Here is a 16,558-nt window from a genome sequence, read left to right as displayed (position 1 = left end):
CGGGGCCTGCGGGGAACACCCCGGGACAGGTCCCGAAGGATGGACAACGGCCTGCCGGTCGGACACCGTGCAGGTGAGGACGCGACCCAGGACCCGCCGGGCCCGAGCACGCCGGGCCCATTCAAGACACGCAGGAGCACGTGGTGATCGAAGAAACCCTCCTTGAGGCCGAGGAGAAGATGGAGAAGGCCGTCGTCGTCGCGAAGGAGGACTTCGCCGCGATCCGTACCGGCCGTGCCCACCCGGCGATGTTCAACAAGATCGTCGCCGACTACTACGGCGCGCTGACCCCGATCAACCAGCTCGCCTCGTTCTCGGTGCCCGAGCCGCGCATGGCCGTCGTGACGCCGTTCGACAAGAGCGCGCTGCGCAACATCGAACAGGCCATTCGCGACTCGGACCTCGGTGTCAACCCGAGCAACGACGGCAACATCATCCGGGTGACGTTCCCGGACCTCACCGAGGAGCGTCGTCGCGAGTACATCAAGGTCGCGAAGACGAAGGCCGAGGACTCCAAGATCTCCATCCGGGCCGTGCGCCGCAAGGCCAAGGAGACGCTCGACAAGCTGGTCAAGGACAAGGAGACCGGCGAGGACGAGGTGCGTCGCGCTGAGAAGGAGCTCGACGACACCACCGCGAAGTACGTCGCACAGGTCGACGAGCTGCTCAAGCACAAGGAAGCCGAGCTGCTCGAAGTCTGATGAACGACTCTTCCTGGGGCGCCCCGCAGAGAGCCGGCCACTGGGGTCCGCCCGAGACGCAGGCAGCTCCGGCGGGTGCTGCATACGATGTGCATGGCGCCCAGCAGACTCGGCCCATGCCCATCGTGCCGGACGCTCCCGACGCAGGTAGAGACGCTGACGACCGTGATGATCGGGACCAGGGGGCCGCACGCCTGAACGGCGGCCCCCTGTTCCGCGACGAGAAGCCGCAGGAGCCCATGTCCACCGCGCCGCCTCCCCCGCAGAAGAAGCGTGCGGGCCGTGACCTGCGAGCCGCCATAGGGGTCGGTGTGGGGCTCGGCGCCGTCATCGTCGCCTCGCTGTTCATCGTGAAGGCCGTCTTCGTCGGTGTGATCGCCGTTGCCGTCGTCGTGGGCCTGTGGGAGCTCACCTCGCGGCTGGAGGAGCGCAAGGGCATCAAGGCGCCGCTCATTCCGCTGGCAGTCGGTGGCGCGGGGATGGTCGTGGCCGGATACGCGCGGGGTGCCGAGGGTGCCTGGGTGGCGATGGCGCTGACCGCGCTTGCAGTGCTCGTCTGGCGGATGACCGAGCCTCCGGAGGGCTACCTCAAGGACGTCACGGCGGGCGTGTTCGCCGCGTTCTACGTACCGTTCCTGGCCACCTTCGTCGCCATGCTCCTGACCGCGGACGACGGGCCGCAGCGGGTGCTCACCTTCCTGCTGCTGACGGTGGTCAGCGACACGGGTGCGTACGCCGTCGGCTGGCGCTTCGGGAAGCACAAGCTCGCGCCGCGCATCAGCCCCGGGAAGACCCGCGAGGGCCTGTTCGGGGCCGTCGCCTTCGCGATGGCCGCCGGTGCGCTGTGCATGCAGTTCCTGATCGACGGCGGTTCCTGGTGGCAGGGACTGCTGCTGGGGCTCGCGGTCGCGGCCACCGCCACCCTCGGTGACCTGGGCGAGTCGATGATCAAGCGGGACCTCGGCATCAAGGACATGGGCACGCTGCTGCCGGGGCACGGCGGCATCATGGACCGACTGGACTCGCTGCTGCCGACCGCCCCGGTGGTCTGGCTGCTGCTGGTGCTGTTCGTGGGCTCCGGCTGATCCCCCGAGCTCTACCTTCCTGACCTGGGCTTTTACGAGTGAGGGTCCGTTGTCCACAGGGCGGCGGGCCCTCAGTGTTCTGTCTGCGACACTGGATGGACCATGCCTAAGCCCGGAGAACTGGCAGTGACCGGGCAGCAAAAGAGCCCCCGACCTGCGCGTTAAGCGCGGATCAGGGGCCCGTTTTGGGCTACTGGGCCGTCTCTGGACCGTCAAGCCCGGAAGGCGGGGGCAGGAACACCCGGTCTACGGCGTTCCGTGTGCGCTCCTGGCTCGACGGCATGAGGTGCGCGTACACCCGCAGCATCAGCGCCGGGTCGGTGTGCCCAAGATACTGGCTGACGGCCTTGATGCTCCCCCGGCGTCCAGCAGCACGGAGGCGTAGAAGTGCCTCAGGGCGTGCATGCCGTGCTCGCGCGCCGAGTCGTACTTGCCGTCGGGTCCGGCGTCTGGGATGAGGCCCGCAAGGGCGAGAGCGGGTTTTCAGTCCTGGACGTCGAAGTTGCTGTGCCACACGATCCCGTTCGCGGCGTTCGTGAACAGGAGGCGGGCCGTTACCTTCGGACCGTCGGGCTTGCGCCATGGCCTACAAGGCCCTTGAGGCCGAGGGCCTGGTTACCCCGTCCCGAGGACACGGCACGGTTGTGCGGCAGCAGGTTCCGCGGCCATCCCCACCAGACATACCAGGATTCTCCCGTATGGAAGATCACGAACAGGAGGCGGCGTCGGGCTCAATCGCCTGATCGACTGCCAAGATCCGCGGACAGCGCCGCGTAGATGTACTCGCTGCCCCAGCGATCCCCGTCGAGGTCGTTCTCGACCAGGTGCGCCTCCCGGCGCATCCCGAGGCGCTCACAGACCCGCACAGACCCGGTGTTCTCCACATCCAGCCGTGCGTAGAGCCGGTGCACGCCCAGCGTGTCGAAGGCAAACCCGGCCAGCGCCGCGGCCGCCTCGGTCGCGTAGCCGTGCCCCTCGTGACCTGGGTCGAGAGTCCAGCCGATCTCGGCCTGGGCGGCGCGGGCATCGGCCAGGGTGAGGCTCACCTCGCCAAGGACGCCGGGCTCATCGCGTCGGCAGACAGCGAGCGCCAGCTTGTCCCCGTCGGCGCGCCAGGCCGTCTGCGCCGCGCGCTCGGTGGCAACCTGCTCGCTGCGCTCACGCGTGTGCGCCGGTCGGTACAAGTAGCGCGCCACGCTCGGCAGGCTCTGGTAGGCGTACAGGTCATCGGCGTCGCCGGGAGTGAACAGACGCAGCGACAACCGGGACGTGGTCATCGGCAGCAGCGAGGCGATGTCCATGCGGACCTCCGGGACGCGGATGTGGATCAAGTTGCGGACGGATTGTCGCATCACGACTGCCCGGCAGCCACGCCTTTTCAAGAGCAGCGGTCGGCAGCCGCACTTCACCACGAGGCGTGGCATTCCAGGAGTTGTTTACTGACCCACGCTCCCAGCCCCGGGCGAAGCCATGGCCGCGATGAGCGAGGCCTTTAGCGTCCGCATCGCAGATGCCCTGTCCGATGACCTGGCACCCCACATCCGAACCCATGACGGTCGCAACCTCACCGGCCCGGACGGCACCTAGTCCAACTGCCCTCGGGCCAAGAGCTGTTACGAGTTTCTCTACCTCATCAAGGCACCCGGCTGCGCTCCCGCCTTCGGCCCGCTCCGCGCACGCTGCGCCGACGCGCGCCCACATGGATAGGGCCGGTGGCCATGAGTCGATCACCGCATATCGCGGCCCGATCAAGAACATGCCTCCGGCGGGGGATCGGCCGGCACCGGGATGGAGGGGGCGCCGTACGCGGGTGCGGGTCCGTAGGGGCGTGCGGGGGGCTCCCATCCCGTCCACCGTCGACCCAGGCGAAGCCGAGCGGGCGCGGCCCATGGCGTCCAGGTCGTTCGTACAGTGGCGCGCTCCACCTGGACACCATGGACCACGCCCGCTCCACATGCGTGTGGGCCGACGGCGGACGGGATGGGAGCTGGGGAGGTGGGTGAGGAAGTGGGCGGCTAATTAGTCGCGCTCGGGCCAGATCGGGCCCTGGTCGGTCCAGATGACGCCCTTGTTGCGGCACAGGCAGAAGGGGTGGCCGATCGGGTCGGTGTAGACCTGCCAGCCGTAGCCGTTGGGGCCGATGAAGTCCTGCCTCAGCGTCGCGCCGAGGTCGAGGACGCGGCGCTGCTCGGACTCGATCTCGTCCACTTCGAAGTCGAGGTGGAACTGCTTGGGGTGCTCGCTGTCGGGCCACTGCGGAGCGCGGTAGTCGTCCACCCGGATGAACGCCAGCTCGATCTCGCCGAACTGGATGCCAGCCCAGTCCTCGGAGCTGCTTTCCTTGATCGGACGGCCCGTCACCTCGGAGTAGAAAGCCGCCAGCTTCATCGTGTCCGGGCAGTCGATAATGAAATCGGTGAGTCGCAGCATCCCGCGATCTTGTCACAAGCTCACACTCGACTTCGAGACAGGCCCTAAGCATTCATCGAGGCCCAGAGCGAGTTGGCCGACGTCCATGACTCCACATGATCGACCTGATAAGGATGAGGCCAGACCTTCACGTCTGCGTCCGGCACGGGCGCTGTTACGACCTATGGACGGCGCCCCCTGGCTTGATCCAGTCACTGGGACTCCGCCGCCCGGAGGGTGAGTGGATCAGCTGTTGACTACGCGGGAGGGGCGTAAGGGTTCCCGTCGGACGCCGGTGGGCCACCCCACTGCGCCCTCGGCGGCGGGACAGGAGCCCAGTCCGGGCCGCGGTGATCCAGCCACCACCTACCGATGGTGTGGAACTTCTCCTCGAAGCTGCGATCCCAGCTGAGGAACCCGGTGATCGGCGCCCGCAGGCGGGTACGGCGGCCGCCCGCTTCGTAGATCACGACGGTCCGGCTCCCGAAGAGAGACTCGATCTGGATGGCTTGGACGTTCGACCACGGGATGGTCCGGCGGCGGAGGTTGTGCACGATGGCCGCCGATGGCGCGAGAGTGACCCCGAAGAGCCGCGAGGTGATCAGCACCACGGTCAGGGCACCCCCCATGGGCAGTCCTGAAACCAGTACAGGACCAAACGGTCCCCCGTCCAACCAGAACAAGACCTGGAAGGCCATGATGATAACGAAGCCGGGCAACACGGGCAGCAGGTGTTGGAGGCGCGTCAACCGGTAACGGATACGCTCCGGCGGCATAGCTGCGACCTGCGGTTGCTCCATCAATCCCCGCCCCTCACGCAATGCAGCCAGCACTGGCCTCTCACCGCCAAGGCAGCATGGCGGACCAGGGGCGCGCTGTCCATCTGTCTCCTCTTGATGCCCGCACTCTGGGCCGTCTGTGGGCCGTCTGAGGGCGATCAACGACGACCGGCGCCGACCACTGACGACAGTCGTCCGGGCGGACAGCACCAGGTCACCCGATTGGATCTGCGACACTGGTGGAGCCATGCCTAAGCCCGGAGAACTCACTTTCGTCGCGCCCCGCGGAGCCAAGAAGCCGCCGCGGCATCTCGCCGACCTCACGCCCGCCGAGCGCAAGGAAGCCGTCGCCGCGATCGGCGAGAAGCCGTTCCGCGCGCAGCAGCTCTCGCAGCACTACTTCGCGCGGTACGCGCACGACCCGGCCGAGTGGACCAACATCCCAGCCGGTTCGCGGGACAAGCTCGCCGAAGCGATGTTCCCCGACCTGATGTCCGTGGTCCGCCACATCAGCTGTGACGACGACACCACCCGTAAGACGCTGTGGAAGCTGCACGACGGGACGCTCGTCGAGTCCGTCCTGATGCGCTACCCGGAACGAGTGACGATGTGTATCTCGTCACAGGCGGGATGCGGGATGAACTGCCCGTTCTGCGCCACGGGACAGGCGGGTCTCGACCGCAATCTGTCGACCGCCGAGATCGTCCACCAGATCGTGGACGGCATGCGGGCGCTGCGTGACGGGGAGGTCCCGGGGGGCCCGGCGCGGCTTTCCAACATCGTCTTCATGGGCATGGGCGAGCCGCTCGCCAACTACAAGCGGGTGGTCGGCGCGATCCGTCGGCTGACCGACCCGGAGCCGGACGGGCTGGGGCTCTCGCAGCGCGGGATCACCGTCTCCACCGTCGGCCTGGTGCCCGCGATGCTCCGCTTCGCCGACGAGGGCTTCAAGTGCCGTCTCGCCGTCTCGCTGCACGCCCCGGACGACGAGCTGCGCGACACGCTCGTCCCCGTGAACACGCGGTGGAAGGTGCGTGAGGTGCTGGACGCCGCGTGGGAGTACGCGGAGAAGTCCGGCCGTCGCATCTCCATCGAGTACGCGCTGATCCGGGACATCAACGATCAGGCCTGGCGCGGCGATCGGCTCGGCCGGCTGCTCAAGGGGAAGCGGGTGCACGTCAATCTGATCCCGCTGAACCCGACGCCCGGCTCCCAGTGGACCGCCTCGCGGCCCGAGGACGAGAAGGCCTTCGTCGAGGCGATCGCGGCACACGGGGTGCCGGTGACTGTGCGGGACACCCGCGGCCAGGAGATCGACGGGGCCTGCGGGCAGTTGGCGGCAGCCGAGCGCTGAGGCCGGTACGGCCCGTGTAATCTGGGCCTGAAATCAACTTCATAGAATCAACTTCATATTCCGACAGGGGAGCGCCACAGCGCTGAGAGTGCGGCACCGAGGACAGGTCGGCCGCAGACCCTCTGAACCTCGCCCGGGTCATTCCGGGTAGGAAGTTCGGTCATCAACTCATGCTGTTGCGCCCTGCCCGCCTCCCGCGGGCAGGGCCGCGTCTCTTCCTGGCCAAAACCCAGGAGGAATCCACAATGAGCACCACGCGCAGAACCAAGCAGCTCGCGGCGACGGCCGTTTGCGCCGCGCTCGGCGTCACCGCACTTGCCGGCTGCGGGAGTTCCGACACGTCGGACTCCGGTTCCGGCTCCACGAAGAACTCCGGTTCGAAGACCGTGACGCTCGTCAGTCATGACTCCTTCAACGCCTCCAAGGACGTGCTCAAGGAGTTCACCGAGGAGACCGGCTACACCGTCAAGGTACTTAAGAGCGGCGACGCGGGTGTCGCGCTCAACCAGGAGATCCTGACCAAGGGCTCCCCGCGCGGTGATGTGTTCTTCGGCGTCGACAACACCCTGCTCTCCCGCGCCCTCGACAGCGGCCTCTTCACGCCGTACGAGGCGAAGGGCATCGATCAGGTGGCGTCCGATACCCAACTGGACGCCGCCGAGCACCGGGTCACCCCGATCGACACCGGCGACATCTGCGTCAACTACGACAAGAAGTACTTCGCCGACAAGAAGCTCGCGCCGCCGCGGTCCTTCGAGGACCTGACGAAGCCCGCGTACAAGGACCTCCTCGTCACCGAGAACGCCGCGACCTCCTCGCCGGGCCTCGGCTTCCTCCTCGGCACCGTCGCCACTTACGGCGAGAAGGGCTACCAGGACTACTGGAAGAAGCTGAAGAGCAACGGCGTCAAGGTCGTCGACGGCTGGGAGCAGGCGTACAACGAGGAGTTCTCCGGCTCCGCGGGCGGCAAGAAGGCCAAGGCCGACCGGCCGCTCGTCGTCTCGTACGCTTCCAGCCCGCCCGTCGAGGTGCTCTACGCGAAGCCGCAGCCCACTGCGGCCCCGACCGGGGTCGCCACCGGGACCTGCTTCCGCCAGATCGAGTTCGCGGGGCTGCTGAACGGCGCGAAGAACGAGGCGGGCGGCAAGGCCCTGCTGGACTTCCTGATCAGCAAGAGGTTCCAGGAGGACATGCCGCTCAACATGTTCGTGAACCCGGTCACCAAGGGCGCGAAATTGCCGGAGCTCTTCACGAAGTTCGGCGCGACGGTGGACAGGCCGACGACCGTCGCCCCGGACAAGATCTCCAAGAACCGTGAGCAGTGGGTCCAGTCGTGGTCCTCGCTCGTAGTGAAGTAGCGAAGACACCCGTACGCGGCACGGGCGCGAGCGGGAGGATTTCGGGCGGGACGGGCGGGCACCGGGACGGGCCGCGTGGTGAGGAGCCGCACGGCCGCTCCGGGCCCGCGGACGTCGTGCGAGCGAAGGAGTGGCGCGGGAGCGCGGTGCGGCTCGGCCTGATGGCCGTGCCCGTCGCGTTCTTCGCGCTGTTCTTCGCCTATCCGGTCACCGCGATCGTCGGCCGCGGCCTGACAGCGGACGGCGTCTGGCAGTTCGGCCGGATCGGCGAAGTGCTGGCCCGGCCGGACATCCGCGATGTCCTTTGGTTCACCACCTGGCAGGCGCTCGCCTCGACCGCGCTGACCCTGCTGATCGCGCTGCCCGGCGCCTACGTCTTCGCCCGCTTCGACTTCCCCGGCAAACAGCTGCTGCGGGCGGTCGTCACCGTGCCGTTCGTCCTGCCGACCGTCGTCGTCGGGACGGCCTTCCTGGCGCTGGTGGGGCGCGGCGGGTTCACGGACGAGCTCTGGGGCGTACGGCTCGACACCACCGTCTGGGCGATTCTGCTCGCCCATGTCTTCTTCAACTACGCGGTGGTCGTACGGACCGTGGGCGGGCTGTGGTCACAGCTCGACCCGCGGCAGGAGGAGGCCGCCCGGGTGCTGGGCGCCGGGCGGTTCGCCGCCTGGCGGCGGGTCACCCTGCCGGCCCTCGCACCCGCCGTGGCCGCCGCCGCGTTGATGGTCTTTCTCTTCACCTTCACCTCCTTCGGCGTCGTCCAGATCCTCGGCGGTCCGGGATACGCCACGCTGGAGGTGGAGATCTACCGGCAGACCGCCCAGCTGCTCGCGCTGCCGACGGCCGCCGTGCTGACGCTGGTGCAGTTCGCCGCGGTCGGCGTGATCCTCGCCGTGCACGCGCGGACCGTACGGCGCAGGGAGACCGCGCTGAAACTGGTCGACCCCGCACAGACCGCCCGCAGGCCGCGCGGCGCCGGGCAGTGGGCGCTGCTCTGCGGGGTGCTGCTGTCCGTGCTGGTGCTGATCCTGCTGCCGCTCGGGGTGCTGGTGGAGCGCTCGCTGGCCACGCCCGGCGGCCACGGCCTCGACTACTACCGTGCCCTGGGGTCCGTGGACGCGGGCGGCGGTACGTTCCTGGTCGCGCCGCTCGAAGCGGTCTGGAACTCGACTCAGTACGCACTGGTCGCAACGGCCATCGCGCTGGTCGTCGGCGGGCTCGCCGCCGCGGCGCTGACCCGGCGCACGGGCCGGCTCGTGCGCGGCTTCGACGCCTTGCTGATGCTGCCGCTCGGGGTGTCCGCGGTCACCGTGGGCTTCGGTTTCCTGATCACCCTGGACAAGCCCCCGCTGGATCTGCGGACTTCGTGGATCCTGGTGCCGCTCGCCCAGGCGCTGGTCGGTGTGCCCTTCGTCGTACGGACCATGCTGCCGGTCCTGCGCGCGGTGGACGGCCGGCTGAGGGAGGCGGCCGCGGTGCTCGGCGCGTCACCCCTGCGGGCCTGGCGGGAGGTCGATCTGCCACTGGTACGACGGGCGTTGCTGGTCGCGGCCGGCTTCGCGTTCGCGGTGTCGCTCGGTGAGTTCGGCGCGACGGTGTTCATCGCGCGGCCCGACCGCCCGACGCTGCCGGTCGCCGTGGCCCGGCTGCTGGGGCGGGCCGGGGAGCTCAACTACGGCCAGGCGATGGCCCTCAGCACCCTTCTGATGGTGGTCTGTGCGGTGTCGCTGCTGCTGCTCGAACGTATTCGCACGGACCGGTCCGGGGAGTTCTAGAGATGCTGACACTGGAATCGGCCACGGTCCGCTTCGGCGAGCGAGCCGCGCTCGACCGGGTGGATCTGGAGGTCGCCGAGCACGAGATCGTGTGCGTGCTGGGGCCGAGCGGCAGTGGCAAGTCGACGCTGCTGCGGGTGGTCGCCGGACTGCATCCGCCGGACGGCGGCCGGGTGCTGCTGGACGGCGCGGACCAGGCGGGGGTGCCGGTGCACCGGCGCGGTCTCGGCCTGATGTTCCAGGACCACCAGCTGTTCCCGCACCGGGATGTCGGTGCCAACGTCGCCTTCGGGCTGCGGATGCGCGGGGTGTCGCGGCGCGATCAGGAGCACCGGGTCGGCGAACTCCTCGACCTGGTGGGCCTGCCCGGTGCCGAACGGCGGGCCGTCGCCGCGCTGTCCGGCGGTGAGCAGCAGCGTGTCGCCCTCGCGCGGGCGCTCGCTCCGCGCCCCAAGCTGCTGATGCTGGACGAGCCGCTCGGCCAGCTCGACCGCGGCCTGCGTGAACGGCTCGTCGTCGAACTGCGCACGCTCTTCGGGCGGTTGGGTACGACGGTGCTCGCCGTCACCCACGACCAGGGTGAGGCGTTCGCCCTCGCCGACCGGGTGGTGGTGATGCGCGACGGGCGGATCGCCCAGGTGGGCACCCCGCTGGAGGTCTGGCAGCGGCCCGCCTCCGCCTTCGTCGCCCGGTTCCTCGGCTTCGACAACGTGGTGGAGGCGACGGTGACGGGTACGGCCGCCGACACGGTGTGGGGCACGGTGCCGGTGCCCGAGGGTTCGCCGCAGGGGGCGTGCGATCTGCTGGTGCGCCCGGCCGGGGTCCGGATCGGTGCCCCGGACGACGGGCTGCGCTGCTCGGTCGGGACGCGTACGTTCCGGGGCAACCACGTCGCCGTACAGCTGATGCCGGAGGGCGGTCCGGTGCTGGAGGCGGAGTGCCCGCTGCGGGACGCGCCGGAGGAGGGCGCGGCGGTCGGGGTCGGCTTCGACGCGACGGAGACCGTCGTCCTGCCCGCTGCCTTCTGACCGGACTCACGAGGCCCGGCGGTGGCCGCGCTCACTGGACCGGCCGAGCCGCGTCCGCCGGCCCCGGCCGCCGTTTCCCGTGGTGTCCGTGCAAGCTGGAGGGGACACGAGGAAGGTCCGGAACGACTCATCGAAGGACGGGAACAATGACCGGTTCAGCACGCGAGGGCATCGACATCACCCGCGTCCTCGACGCCCCGCGAGAACGCGTCTTCGAGGCGTGGACGACCCCCGAGCACTTCGCCGCCTGGTACGGCGGGGACGCCGAGGTTCCGCTCGACCGGGTCTCGATGGACGTCAGGCCGGGCGGCGCCTGGAGCCTGGTCATCGTGGTGCCGGGCACCGAGATGCCGTTCCACGGGGTCTACCGCGAGGTGGTCGCGCCCGAGCGGCTGGTGTTCACGCTGAAGGATGCCACTGCGCCCGCCGACATCGAGGGCGAGACCGTCACCGTCACGTTCACCGACCGCGGCGCCAAGACCACCGAAATGGTCTTCACACAGCGCGGCGGCAACCTCACGGCCGAGCAGTACGCGGCGGCCGAGGACGGCTGGGAGGCCTTCTTCGACGCTCTGGTGGCCCGTCTGGCTTCCCGCTGAATCCGACCCGGTTCCGGTCACCGGTCGGCTCGTGGCCACGGGTCCGCCGACAACCGGGCGAGCGCCTCGGGCGCCTCGTCCACCGTGTCGACGAGCGCGATACGGGACCTCATCGTCCGGCCGTCGGCCAGCGCGCGCAGCAGCGGCCAGGCGGGCAGCTCCCGCGCCCAGTGCGTGCGGCCGACCAGCACCATCGGGGTCGGTCCGCCGCGCGAGCCGTAATAGTTGGGCGTCGCGTTGTCGAAGATCTCCTGTACGGTGCCGGCCGCGCCCGGCAGGAAGATCACGCCCGCCGTGGAGCGGGCAAGCAGTCCGTCCTCGCGCAGGGCGTTGGCGAAGTACTTGGCGATGTGGTCGGCGAACGGGTTCGGCGGCTCGTGTCCGTAGAACCAGGTGGGGATCGACACCGAGCCGCCGCCGCCCGGCCAGCGCTCCCGTACGGCGAAGGCGGCCAGCGCCCACGCGGTGACCGAAGGGAGGAACGAGGGGGTCGCGGCCAGCATCCCGCAGGCCTTGTCCAGCATGGGATCGGAGTGCGGCGCCGCGTATGCCCCGAGGTTCGCGGCCTCCATCGCACCCGGTCCGCCGCCGGTCGCCACGGTCAGGCCGCCCCGGGCCAGCGTCCGGCCCAGCCGGGCCGCCGCCGCGTACCGCGCGCTGCCGCGAGCGGTGGTGTGGCCGCCCATCACCCCGACGACGCGGGCGCCGACGAGGTGTTCGTCCAGCGCGTCGGAGACCGCGTCGTCGTGGAGCGCGCGCAGCATCGACGCGAAGGCGTCGCCGCTCGCCCGGGTCTCCTGGAACCAGCGGTACGCGCGGGCATCGGGCGTCGCCGCGTAGCCGCCGTCGGTCAGTCCTTCGTAGAGCGCGTCGGGGGAGTAGAGCAGGCCCCGGTACGGATCGAAGGGCAGCCCGGGCACCGGCGGGAAGACGATCGCGCCGTCGGACCGGACCTTTGCCGCCGCTTCGGACGCCATCCGGCAGCCGAGGAAGACCGTGCCGGACGTGTCGGCGGCCAGTAGAGCGGCGCTGCGGTCCGTGAGGTCGACGGCCTGGACCCGCTGTCCGGCCAGCGTTCCGGCGGCGACCGCCGAATCGAATGCGGCGAGCGACTCGATTTCCGGACCGGACGGTCCCGACGGTCCCGACGGGCCGGGTACGGGTCTGCTCTCGTCCGGGTTCTCCACGGTGTCATGCTACGTAGCGGCCGAGGTACGCGGGCGCCGTCGGGAGGCGGCGACCTCAGGCCGTCAGCGGCAGCGCCGCCAGCTGGGCGATCAGCCAGGTCAGCGGGGCGAAGACGATCAGGAGCGCGGCTGCGCGCAACGCCGTCGCGGCCCGGAGCGCCGAGGCGGGGGCGCCGAGCCTCAGCAGCGCCTGCGTCGTCCGGGTGCGGTCCTGCCGGGCCTCCAGCGCCGAGGTCAGCAGCGTCGCAGTCGTGCAGCCGAGGACGAGCACCGCGCCCAGTTCCGTGAGCGGGCCGAAGGGGCGCTGCCCCGTCCCGTACAGCGCGTAGGCGGCGGCCACCGCGGAGAGCGCCGCGCAGACCACACCGAGCGGCCCACCGATCCGGCGGGCCTCGTTCATCAGCACCCGGCCGGCCAGCAGGCGTACGGCGCCGGGGCGCACCGCCTGCAGCAGCCGCCCGCACACATACGCCAGGCCGGGTCCCGCCATGGCCAGGCCGATCGCCGTCAGCGTCCAGCCCGCCAGCACTCCGGCCGGGGTGGCATCGAGCCTGCCGGGGAGCGGGAGCAGGCTGCGCCCGTCGCCGTCGCTCATGTACGCCTCCACGGCGAGGCCGACCGCGGTCAGCGCCACCCCCCACGGCAGCCCCGTCGGGGGCGCCGCCGGTGCGGGCGGAGGGTCTTCCGGCAGAGCGTCCACAGAGGCGTCGTCCCCGACCGCCGTCGAGGCCCCGGACGCCGTCGAGGCCGGCCGGGTGCGCAGCGCCAGCGCGCTCGCCGTCGCCGCGGACACCGGGACCACGGACAGCAGCACGAGCGCCGCCGCGAGCGGCAGCGGGGCGTCCGCGTCGAGCAGCCCGGCCGCCGCACCGTCGAACGGCAGCCCGGCCAGGTCTCCGCGCAGATGGAGGAAGAACAGCAGGGCCACCATTGACCCGAGGGTGCAGGAGACGGCGGTGGAGACCGCGGCGAGCACCGTGAGCTTCACCGGCCCGAGGCCCACGGCGGACAGTCCGGAACGCGGCCGGGTGCTCGGGTCCGTACGGGCCACCGCGACCGCGAACTGCACGGTGGCGGCGAGCGGCACGAAGCACCACAGCAGGCGCAGCACGGCCCCGGTGGAGTGCGCCGGGTGTCCGGACGCGTAGCCCAGGGCGCACAGCAGCAGGAAGCCGACCCCGGCGGATGCGGCCGCGACCAGCAGCCGCCGCATCAGGACCAGCGGATGGGAACCCCGGGCTAGACGGAGAGCGAGCACGCCGCGCGGCCCTCCGCATCGGATACGGCGGGCAGCGCGACGGTGGCGACGCGGCGGCCGTCGAGCATCGGGACCGTACGGTCGGCGAGGGCGGCGACCTCCGGGTCATGGGTGGCCAGCACGACGGTGATGCCGTGCGAACGCGCCGCGCTGGTGAGCGTGCGCAGCACATGCGCCCGGTCGTTGCGGTGCAGGGTCGCGGTCGGCTCGTCGGCGAAGATCACCGCAGGTGAGGCGGCCAGTGCGCGGGCCACGGCGATCCTCTGGCGCTGCCCCTGGGGCAGCGTTTGCGGTCGCTTCTTGGCACACGCGCCGATGTCGAGCCGGTCCAGCCACTCCAGGCCGGCCTTCTTCGCCTCCCGGTGCGAGGCGCCGCGCAGCAGCAGCGGCAGAGCCACGTTCTCCCAGGCGTTCAGCTCCGGTACGAGCTGAGGTTCGGGGGCGATCCAGCCGAACCTGTCGCGGCGCAGCCGTTCGCGCAGCCGGGGGCCCATGGTGTGGACGGGGACGCTGTTGAACCACACCTCGCCCTGCTGGGGCACCAGTTGACCGGACAGGCAGTGCAGCAGCGTCGTCTTGCCGCTGCCCCGGGGGCCGGTCACGGCGAGGATCTCGCCGTCGTGGACGCCCACGGAGACGCCGCCGAGGGCGGGTGAGCCGTTGTGGGAGTGCTGCAGGGAACGCGCCCAGATCACGTCGTTGTCCGGCGGGGCCACCATGGCGTACACCTCGGTTCAGATCGAAATTCCCGTCCCCCGTACGGGGGAACGAAGAGGGTGCCGATCGGTCACTCGGCACCGTAAGGATTCGAACCGTGGTGTGGGCACAGCACACGGCCCGGGTGCACCCCTTCCCACTCGAATGGGGGCATCCGGGCCGTGTGGACCGTATGAAATGACCGCTGAGAGCCGGTCATGTGGTGGTCAAGCGAGAGTCAAGCCGCGGGTTCCGTCCGGTGGATCAACGCAGGACGGAACCCGGCCCGCCGGGCCGGCGGACAGGGGCGACCGGCAGGCCGATCCGTGGTCGGCCTGCCGGTCGGACCGCTGTCAGAGCTTGGTCCACGCCTCGGTGAGGACGGTCCGCAGAATTCCCTCGATCTCGTCGAACGTCGACTGGTCGGAGACCAGCGGCGGCGCGAGCTGGACGACCGGGTCGCCGCGGTCGTCGGCCCGGCAGTACAGGCCGTTGTCGTACAGCGCCTTGGAGAGGAACCCGTACAGGACGCGCTCGGTCTCCTCGTCGGTGAAGGTCTCCTTGGTGGCCTTGTCCTTCACCAGCTCGATGCCGTAGAAGAAGCCATTGCCGCGGACGTCGCCGACGATCGGCAGGTCGAGCAGCTTCTGCAGCGTCGTGAAGAAGGCGTTCTCGTTGTCCAGGACGTGCTGGTTGAGGCCCTCGCGCTCGAAGATGTCGAGGTTGGCGAGGCCGACCGCCGCGGAGACCGGGTGGCCACCGAAGGTGTAGCCGTGCAGGAAGGTGTTGTCGCCCTCGTAGAACGGCGCGGCGATGCGGTCCGAGACGATGCAGGCACCGATCGGGGAGTAGCCCGAGGTCATGCCCTTGGCGCAGGTGATCATGTCCGGCACGTAGCCGAACTTGTCGCAGGCGAACATCGTGCCGAGACGGCCGAAGGCGCAGATGACCTCGTCGGAGACGAGCAGCACGTCGTACTTGTCGCAGATCTCGCGCACGCGCTGGAAGTATCCGGGCGGCGGCGGGAAGCAGCCACCGGCGTTCTGCACCGGCTCCAGGAAGACCGCGGCGACGGTCTCCGGGCCCTCGAAGAGGATCTCCTGCTCGATCTGGTCGGCGGCCCAGCGGCCGAAGGCCTCCGGGTCGTCGCCGTGGATCGGGGCGCGGTAGATGTTGGTGTTCGGCACCTTGTGCGCGCCGGGAACCAGCGGCTCGAAGGGAGCCTTCAGGGCCGGCAGACCGGTGATCGACAGGGCGCCCTGCGGGGTGCCGTGGTAGGCGACCGCACGAGAGATGACCTTGTACTTGGTCGGCTTGCCCTGGAGCTTGAAGTACTGCTTGGCCAGCTTCCAGGCGGTCTCGACGGCCTCGCCGCCACCGGTGGTGAAGAAGACCTTGTTGAGGTCGCCCGGCGCGTAGTCGGCGAGCCGCTCGGCCAGCTCGACGGCCTTCGGGTGGGCGTAGGACCACACTGGGAAGAAGGCGAGCTCCTGGCCCTGCTTGTACGCCGCCTCGGCGAGCTCGTGCCGGCCGTGACCGGCGTTGACCACGAACAGGCCGGAGAGGCCGTCGAGGTAGCGCTTGCCCTGGTCGTCGTAGATGTAGGTGCCCTCGCCACGCACGATGGTGGGAACGGGCGCGTTCTCGTAGTCCGACATGCGGGTGAAATGCATCCACAGGTGGTCGTACGCGGTTCGGCTGAGGTCCTTGCTCACGGCTATCGGGTTCCCCACATATAGGTCTGCTTCTTGAGCTTCAGGTACACAAAGCTCTCGGTGGAGCGCACGCCGGGGATGGCCCGGATGCGTTTGTTGATCGTTTCCAGCAGGTGGTCGTCGTCCTCGCAGACGATCTCCACCATCAGGTCGAAGGAGCCCGCGGTCATCACCACGTACTCGCACTCGGCCATGGCCGACAGGGCCTCCGCGACGGGGTCGAGGTCTCCCTCGACATTGATCCCGACCATCGCCTGCCGCCGGAAGCCCACGGTGAGCGGGTCCGTGACGGCGACGATCTGCATCACGCCCTGGTCGAGCAGCTTCTGAACACGCTGTCGTACGGCCGCCTCGGAGAGGCCGACGGCCTTGCCGATCGCGGCGTACGGACGACGCCCGTCCTCCTGGAGCTGCTCGATGATTGCGAGGGACACGGCATCGACCGCTGGGGACGATCCGCTCCCGGTCCTGGAGTCTGCGCTGCGACTGGCCACGCATCCACTCTGCACTGGGACTCGTCTGTCTGGCAACCCCAGATCGATGAAATTCGTTGTCTGATGGTCTAGATCTCACTGAATCCGAAGTTGGCGGCGGTTGGGCATGTCGAAAGCGAC

Annotated in this window: 15 protein-coding genes and 2 pseudogenes; 8 read left to right on the top strand and 9 right to left on the bottom strand. The window is 69.8% G+C overall.

Annotated elements, in window-relative coordinates; genetic code table 11:
- Positions 1-143 precede the first annotated feature (143 nt).
- Together frr and ACZ7L9_RS28675 are read left to right on the top strand one after the other, a co-directional pair.
- On the top strand, positions 144-701 hold the full coding sequence (gene frr, locus ACZ7L9_RS28680; protein ID WP_384459900.1) for a ribosome recycling factor: 558 nt from the start codon (positions 144-146) through the stop codon (positions 699-701).
- Positions 701-1,786: a phosphatidate cytidylyltransferase gene (locus ACZ7L9_RS28675; protein ID WP_471419626.1), complete on the top strand. Its 1,086-nt coding sequence runs from the start codon at positions 701-703 to the stop codon at positions 1,784-1,786. Before frr ends, ACZ7L9_RS28675 begins: the two co-directional genes overlap by 1 nt.
- Before the next feature lie 190 nt (positions 1,787-1,976).
- Here the strand turns inward: ACZ7L9_RS28675 and ACZ7L9_RS28670 are convergent.
- Positions 1,977-2,371 (bottom strand): annotated as a pseudogene (locus ACZ7L9_RS28670) (tyrosine-type recombinase/integrase); the annotation flags it as partial.
- On the opposite strand from ACZ7L9_RS28670, the pseudogene ACZ7L9_RS28665 reads away from it, so the two are divergent.
- A pseudogene (locus ACZ7L9_RS28665) lies at positions 2,368-2,448 on the top strand (GntR family transcriptional regulator); the annotation flags it as partial. The pseudogenes ACZ7L9_RS28670 and ACZ7L9_RS28665 overlap by 4 nt on opposite strands.
- 69 nt (positions 2,449-2,517) lie before the next feature.
- On the opposite strand, the gene ACZ7L9_RS28660 reads toward ACZ7L9_RS28665, so the two are convergent.
- The 3 genes from ACZ7L9_RS28660 to ACZ7L9_RS28650 all read right to left on the bottom strand — a co-directional run bounded on the left by ACZ7L9_RS28660 (position 2,518) and on the right by ACZ7L9_RS28650 (position 4,824).
- Positions 2,518-3,087 carry a GNAT family N-acetyltransferase gene (locus tag ACZ7L9_RS28660; RefSeq protein WP_471419624.1) on the bottom strand — a complete coding sequence of 190 codons (570 nt, stop codon included), beginning with the start codon at positions 3,085-3,087 and terminating at the stop codon, positions 2,518-2,520.
- Positions 3,088-3,805: 718 nt separating this feature from the next.
- Complete coding sequence (locus ACZ7L9_RS28655) at positions 3,806-4,216, bottom strand: VOC family protein (RefSeq protein ID WP_471419622.1); 411 nt, start codon at positions 4,214-4,216, stop codon at positions 3,806-3,808.
- A gap of 236 nt (positions 4,217-4,452) precedes the next feature.
- Entirely contained in the window at positions 4,453-4,824 is a 372-nt protein-coding gene (locus tag ACZ7L9_RS28650) for a hypothetical protein (RefSeq protein ID WP_471419620.1), read from the bottom strand.
- 397 nt (positions 4,825-5,221) lie between these two features.
- Here ACZ7L9_RS28650 and rlmN point away from each other — a divergent pair, with 397 nt between their 5' ends.
- From rlmN to ACZ7L9_RS28625, 5 genes are all read left to right on the top strand, one after another.
- Complete coding sequence (gene rlmN, locus ACZ7L9_RS28645; protein ID WP_471419618.1) at positions 5,222-6,328, top strand: dual-specificity RNA methyltransferase RlmN; 1,107 nt, start codon at positions 5,222-5,224, stop codon at positions 6,326-6,328.
- Between the two features lie 245 nt (positions 6,329-6,573).
- Positions 6,574-7,686 (top strand): thiamine ABC transporter substrate-binding protein, encoded by a 1,113-nt coding sequence (locus ACZ7L9_RS28640; protein ID WP_471419616.1) that lies wholly within the window; start codon positions 6,574-6,576, stop codon positions 7,684-7,686.
- A gap of 161 nt (positions 7,687-7,847) precedes the next feature.
- The gene (locus tag ACZ7L9_RS28635; RefSeq protein ID WP_471419679.1) at positions 7,848-9,461 is read left to right on the top strand and encodes an ABC transporter permease; all 1,614 of its coding nucleotides are present in this window, start codon (positions 7,848-7,850) and stop codon (positions 9,459-9,461) included.
- 2 nt (positions 9,462-9,463) lie between these two features.
- Positions 9,464-10,489 carry an ABC transporter ATP-binding protein gene (locus ACZ7L9_RS28630; RefSeq protein ID WP_471419615.1) on the top strand — a complete coding sequence of 342 codons (1,026 nt, stop codon included), beginning with the start codon at positions 9,464-9,466 and terminating at the stop codon, positions 10,487-10,489.
- 146 nt (positions 10,490-10,635) lie between these two features.
- The gene (locus tag ACZ7L9_RS28625) at positions 10,636-11,088 is read left to right on the top strand and encodes an SRPBCC family protein (protein WP_471419612.1); all 453 of its coding nucleotides are present in this window, start codon (positions 10,636-10,638) and stop codon (positions 11,086-11,088) included.
- 17 nt (positions 11,089-11,105) lie between these two features.
- Here the strand turns inward: ACZ7L9_RS28625 and ACZ7L9_RS28620 are convergent, their stop codons facing one another.
- The 5 genes from ACZ7L9_RS28620 to ACZ7L9_RS28600 all read right to left on the bottom strand — a co-directional run bounded on the left by ACZ7L9_RS28620 (position 11,106) and on the right by ACZ7L9_RS28600 (position 16,438).
- Entirely contained in the window at positions 11,106-12,275 is a 1,170-nt protein-coding gene (locus ACZ7L9_RS28620) for an LOG family protein (protein ID WP_471419610.1), read from the bottom strand.
- A gap of 55 nt (positions 12,276-12,330) precedes the next feature.
- On the bottom strand, positions 12,331-13,533 hold the full coding sequence (locus ACZ7L9_RS28615) for a hypothetical protein (protein WP_471419608.1): 1,203 nt from the start codon (positions 13,531-13,533) through the stop codon (positions 12,331-12,333).
- Complete coding sequence (locus tag ACZ7L9_RS28610; protein ID WP_471419607.1) at positions 13,515-14,252, bottom strand: ABC transporter ATP-binding protein; 738 nt, start codon at positions 14,250-14,252, stop codon at positions 13,515-13,517. The genes ACZ7L9_RS28615 and ACZ7L9_RS28610 overlap by 19 nt, the downstream gene beginning before the upstream one ends.
- A gap of 330 nt (positions 14,253-14,582) precedes the next feature.
- Positions 14,583-15,962 (bottom strand): aspartate aminotransferase family protein, encoded by a 1,380-nt coding sequence (locus ACZ7L9_RS28605; RefSeq protein ID WP_384453604.1) that lies wholly within the window; start codon positions 15,960-15,962, stop codon positions 14,583-14,585.
- Positions 15,947-16,438 carry an Lrp/AsnC family transcriptional regulator gene (locus ACZ7L9_RS28600; protein ID WP_250967353.1) on the bottom strand — a complete coding sequence of 164 codons (492 nt, stop codon included), beginning with the start codon at positions 16,436-16,438 and terminating at the stop codon, positions 15,947-15,949. The genes ACZ7L9_RS28605 and ACZ7L9_RS28600 overlap by 16 nt, the downstream gene beginning before the upstream one ends.
- Between the last annotated feature and the right edge of the window lie 120 nt (positions 16,439-16,558).

The organism is Streptomyces sp. NPDC111516 (assembly GCF_055635345.1).
This window is presented reverse-complemented; position numbering and strand designations above follow the sequence as displayed.